Origin of the sequence: Microbacterium sp. Leaf351, from assembly GCF_001423825.1 — a bacterium.
GTDB lineage: Bacteria > Actinomycetota > Actinomycetes > Actinomycetales > Microbacteriaceae > Microbacterium > Microbacterium ginsengisoli.
This window is the reverse complement of sequence record NZ_LMPK01000015.1, coordinates 132,380-136,828: the sequence shown is the minus strand read 5'-3', so window position 1 is coordinate 136,828 and position 4,449 is coordinate 132,380. Positions and strand designations below refer to the sequence as shown.

5 protein-coding genes and 1 pseudogene are annotated in these 4,449 nt (G+C 72.1%); 4 read left to right on the top strand and 2 right to left on the bottom strand.

What is annotated here, in order from left to right; all coding sequences use genetic code 11:
- A pseudogene (locus tag ASG00_RS17405) lies at positions 1–219 on the bottom strand (aldo/keto reductase); the annotation flags it as partial.
- A 210-nt stretch (positions 220–429) separates the two neighbouring features.
- On the opposite strand from ASG00_RS17405, the gene ASG00_RS06325 reads away from it, so the two are divergent.
- From ASG00_RS06325 to ASG00_RS06310, 4 genes are read left to right on the top strand one after another with little or no spacing between them, the layout of a single operon-like run.
- Positions 430–1,479 carry a zinc-binding dehydrogenase gene (locus tag ASG00_RS06325; protein WP_048809009.1) on the top strand — a complete coding sequence of 350 codons (1,050 nt, stop codon included), beginning with the start codon at positions 430–432 and terminating at the stop codon, positions 1,477–1,479.
- Entirely contained in the window at positions 1,479–2,921 is a 1,443-nt protein-coding gene (locus ASG00_RS06320) for an MFS transporter (RefSeq protein WP_056207649.1), read from the top strand. The genes ASG00_RS06325 and ASG00_RS06320 overlap by 1 nt, the downstream gene beginning before the upstream one ends.
- Positions 2,918–3,322 (top strand): (R)-mandelonitrile lyase, encoded by a 405-nt coding sequence (locus ASG00_RS06315; protein WP_045247785.1) that lies wholly within the window; start codon positions 2,918–2,920, stop codon positions 3,320–3,322. Before ASG00_RS06320 ends, ASG00_RS06315 begins: the two co-directional genes overlap by 4 nt.
- A 22-nt stretch (positions 3,323–3,344) precedes the next feature.
- A complete protein-coding gene (locus tag ASG00_RS06310) occupies positions 3,345–3,719 on the top strand; it encodes a DUF2255 family protein (RefSeq protein WP_056207646.1) in 375 nt (124 codons plus the stop codon).
- A gap of 27 nt (positions 3,720–3,746) precedes the next feature.
- On the opposite strand, the gene ASG00_RS06305 is transcribed toward ASG00_RS06310, so the two are convergent.
- On the bottom strand, positions 3,747–4,449 hold a 703-nt coding region (locus ASG00_RS06305; protein ID WP_235559326.1), incomplete at its 5' end, for an MmyB family transcriptional regulator.

Sequence of the window (4,449 nt, the reverse complement as noted above, 5' to 3'; positions counted from 1 at the left end):
CCCCGAGCTTCGCCGTGGCCTTCTCGAACGCGTGCAGCGTCTCGTCGTAGCCGTAGTCGGACACCCAGACCTTCGTCTCGATGACGATGTCGTCGCGGGCGACGTCGCTCCGCGCGATCGCGCGGCCGACCTCGCGCTCATTGCCGTAGGCGGCGGCCGTGTCGATGTGGCGGTAGCCGACGCGCAGCGCCTCGGTGACCGACGCGATGGTCTCGTCCGNCTGGAAGACGCCGTAGCCGAGGGCGGGCAGGGTGACGCCGTTGTTCAGCGTCAGGGTGGGGATGCTCATGCCCGTGACGGTACGCCGCGAGCGGATGCCCCGGGAGGTACTGGCGTTACCCGGCACGAGCGGTCCTCCCGCGCCCGCGCGCGAGGTCGTGAAATGGGATCACACCCCATCCGGGTGCTCGAACGACAGTGAAGGACTCCATGAAGGCCACATTCATGTACGGCGCGGGCGATGTGCGCGTCGAGACCGTTGCCGACCCGGTCATCCGCCAGCCCACCGACGCCATCGTGCGCGCGGTGCGCGCGTGCGTCTGCGGCTCCGACCTGCACCCCTACCACTCCCTGCACGCGAGCGACACCGGGCGGCCCATGGGCCACGAGCTCATCGGCGTCGTCGAGGAGATCGGTGCGGACGTACGCACGGTGAAGCCCGGCGACTTCGTCGTCGTGCCGTTCGCGTTCCAGGACAACACCTGCGTGTTCTGCCGGGAGGGCTTCCAGACCTCCTGCGTGCACGGCGGCTGGTACGGCTCGCCGGAGGTCGGCGGGCTGCAGGCCGAGCTCGCCCGCGTGCCCCAGGCCGACGGCAGCCTCGTGGTCGTGCCCGGACTCACCCCCGACACCGCCTCCGAGGAGCTTCTCGCGTCGCTCCTCACGCTCTCGGACGTCTACCTCACCGGCTACCACGCGGCCTACATGGGCGAGGTGCAGCCCGGGAAGACCGTCACGGTGATCGGCGACGGCGCGGTCGGGCTCTCGGCCGTTCTCGCAGCCCGTCAGCTCGGCGCCGAGCGGATCATCCTCATGGGTCGTCACGCCTCGCGCACCGACCTCGGGGTCGCCTTCGGCGCGACCGATGTCGTGGCCGAGCGAGGCGCCGACGGCGTCGCGCGCGTGCTCGAGCTCACGAACGGCGAGGGCTCGCACATCGTGCTCGAAGCGGTCGGCCACATGCCCGCCTACGAGCAGGCCTACGGCATCGTGCGTCCCGGCGGCATCATCTCCCGCGTGGGCGTGCCGCAGTACGAGGAAGCCCCGATCGGCTTCGGATCTCTCTTCGGCAAGAACGCCCGTCTCGCGGGCGGGCCGGCGCCGGTGCGCGCCTACCTCGAGCCGGCCATCCAGCAGGTGCTCGACGGTGTCATCGACCCGGGCCGCGTCTTCGACCGCACCGTCGGCATCGACGACGTTCCCGCCGGCTACGCCGCCATGGACGCGCGCGAGGCACTGAAGGTCATGGTCTCCTTCTGATGACCGCACAGCCGCTGACGGCCGGAGGGCGCACAGTGGCGGCGAGGCATCCGATCGCGATCCTCGTCGTCATCCTGCTCAGCTACTTCATGGTGCTGCTCGACAACTCCGTGATCTTCACGGCGCTGCCGAGCCTGGAGGTCGACCTCGGCCTCGGACCGGGAGAGCTGTCGTGGGTGCAGGACGCCTACACCCTCGTCTTCGGCGGTCTGCTGCTGCTCGGTGCGCGGGCCGGAGACCTGCTCGGCCGCCGCGGCGTCTTCGTCGCCGGGCTCGCGATCTTCGCCGCCGCATCGCTCGCGATCGGGCTCGCACCGTCGGGCGGGTGGCTGATCGGCGCGCGGGCGGTACAGGGGGTCGGCGCCGCGATCGTCGCGCCGACGTCGCTGGCCCTCCTGACGGCGACCTTCCCGGCGGGGCGCGAACGCGCCCGAGCCGTCGCGCTCTACGGCGCCACGGCCGGCATCGGCGCGAGCCTCGGCATGGTCGTCGGCGGCGCCTGCGCCGAACTGCTCAGCTGGCGCGCCGGCTTCTTCCTCAACGTGCCCATCGGCATCGCCATGATCGTGCTCGCCCCGCGTTACCTGCCCGAGACCGCCCGGGCGACGGGTCGGTTCGATCTCGTCGGCGCGCTGACCGCGACTCTCGGCGTCGGCTCGCTCGTCTTCGCGATCATCACCGCCGCCGAGCAGGGATGGACGGCGACCCCGACGCTCGTCGCGGGGGCGGTCGGCATCCTTCTGCTGGTCGGATTCGTCGTGAACGAGTCGGTGGCGCCGCAGCCCATCCTGCCGCTGCGCCTGCTGCGCAGCAGGGTGAGGGTCGGCGCGTACCTCGCTCGGCTGCTCTACATGGGCGCGATGATCGGGTTCTTCTTCTTCACGACCCAGTTCCTGCAGGACGTGCTCCGCTTCACGCCGCTGCAGGCCGGGCTGGGCTTCCTGCCGATGACGGTCGTGAACTTCGCCGTCGCGCTCGCGGTCACCCGCGTCGTGCGGTCGATCGGTGCCGGTCCCACCCTCGTCGCCGGCATCGTGCTGACACTCGTGGGCGTCGCGTGGCTCAGTCGGGTCGTGCCCGAGAGCGACTACCTCACGGCCGTCGCCGCCCCCATGCTCGTGATCGGCGCCGGTCAGGGTCTCGCCTTCGCGCCGCTCACCGCGGCGGGCATCGCCGGGGTCGCCGCCGCCGATGCCGGCGCGGCATCCGGTCTCGTCAACACGTTCCACCAGGTCGGCATGTCGCTCGGCCTCGGTGTGCTGGTGGTCGTCGCGGCGGGCGCGCACGGCACGGATGCCGCCGCCTCCGTTGCGGCAGAGGTCGCGGCCGCCCTCACCGCCGCCGCCGTCCTCCTGACCCTGTGCGCGATCGTCGCCGCGACGCTCGTGCTGCCTCCGCTCATGCGCGAACGACGCGCCCACACTCGAAAGGACACCCCATGAGCACGACCAAGTTCCCCGTAGCCCCGACCTTCCGCGGCCCTGCTGAGTGGTTCGACGGCGACGTGTACGTCAACGCCCACTACACGGGCGTCGCCCCCTCGCGCGCGCGCCTCAACCTCGTCCGCTTCATGCCCGGCGCCCACACCGCCTGGCATCGTCACGCCGTCGGCCAGGTGCTGCATGTCACCGACGGGCTCGGCTGGGTGCAGTCGCGCGGCGGCGAGCTGATCGAGCTGCGCCCCGGCGACACCGTCTTCACGCCTGCGGGGGAATGGCACTGGCACGGCGCCTCGGCGCAGAATGCGATGTGCCATCTCGCGCTCTGGGAGGCGCCCCTCGAGGAGGGCGTTCCCGAGACGGAGTGGGGCGCGAAGCTCACCGACGACGAATACCCCGCCTGAACGGCGACGAAGGAGACATCCGATGTCCGACTGGAACCCCACCGAGCTCGCCCGCATCGGCGACGCGACCGAACTGCGCATCGCCTCGACCCGCGCCGACGGCACCCTGCGTCCCTGGGTGACGATCTGGCACGGCGTCGTCGACGGCGTGCTCTACGTGCGCTCGGCGCACGGCCCGGAGAACGGCTGGTACCGCCGCGCCCGCGCCGCGGGCACCGGCCGTGTCGCCGCGGGCGGCGTCGAGCAGGACGTCACCTTCACCCCCGCCGACGCGGCGGTGCGGGCGGCACTGGATGCCGCGCTGCACGCGAAGTACGACCGGTTCGGTCCCGCCTACGTCGGGGCGATCACCGGCGACGACGTGCTCGAGACGACGCTGCGGGTCGACCCCCGCTGACGGTTCGGGCGGGGGAGCCCGCCCGGATCACTCCGCGCCGATGAGCGCCGCGTCGGCGGTGAAGTCGGCGCTCGCCGCCCACGAGGCGAGCAGGGTCAGCGCATCGGCGCTCGGCGAGCCCGCCGGCGCCGTGTAGACGTTCATGACGAGACCCGGCTCGCTGGGCAGCTCCATCGACTCGAAGTCGAGATCGAGATCGCCGACCACCGGGTGGTGCAGACGCTTGCGCCCGCTGCGGTGGTATTTCACGTCGCGCGAGGCCCACCGCTGCCGGAACAGCTCGCTCTGCGTCGACAGCTCGCCGATGAGCGTGATGAGGTCGGTGTCGTGCGGCGTGCGGCCCGCTTCGAGGCGCAGCATCGCGGCGGCGTCGTTCGCGATCTGGTCGTAGTCGCGCCAGAAGGTGCGGGCCGCAGCATCCAGATACGTGAACCGGGTCGTGTTGACCGGGCGGCGGGGGCTGTCGAACACCGGCGCGTAGAGGGCGCGGCCGAGACGGTTCGCCGCCAGAATGTCGTGTCGACCGTTGCGGACCCACGCGGGTGCGTCGGCCATCGCATCGAGCACCTGCCGCACCGCGGGGCGCACCGTCTCGGCGGGCTTCGCGGGCACGCGGATGCCGGGGCTCGCCGCCCGCGCGAGGTCGAACAGGTAGTCGCGCTCGGCCGCGTCGAGCCGCAGCGTGCGCGCGAGCGCGTCGAGCACGCTCTCGGAGGCGCCCGCGAGGTTC

What these genes read in the sequence shown, in the direction of transcription:
- ASG00_RS06310 (WP_056207646.1), top strand. Translation starts at nt 3,345, where the DNA reads ATGTCCGACTGGAACCCCACCGAGCTCGCCCGCATCGGCGACGCGACC.
- ASG00_RS06325 (WP_048809009.1), top strand. Translation starts at nt 430, where the DNA reads ATGAAGGCCACATTCATGTACGGCGCGGGCGATGTGCGCGTCGAGACC.
- ASG00_RS06320 (WP_056207649.1), top strand. Translation starts at nt 1,479, where the DNA reads ATGACCGCACAGCCGCTGACGGCCGGAGGGCGCACAGTGGCGGCGAGG.
- ASG00_RS06315 (WP_045247785.1), top strand. Translation starts at nt 2,918, where the DNA reads ATGAGCACGACCAAGTTCCCCGTAGCCCCGACCTTCCGCGGCCCTGCT.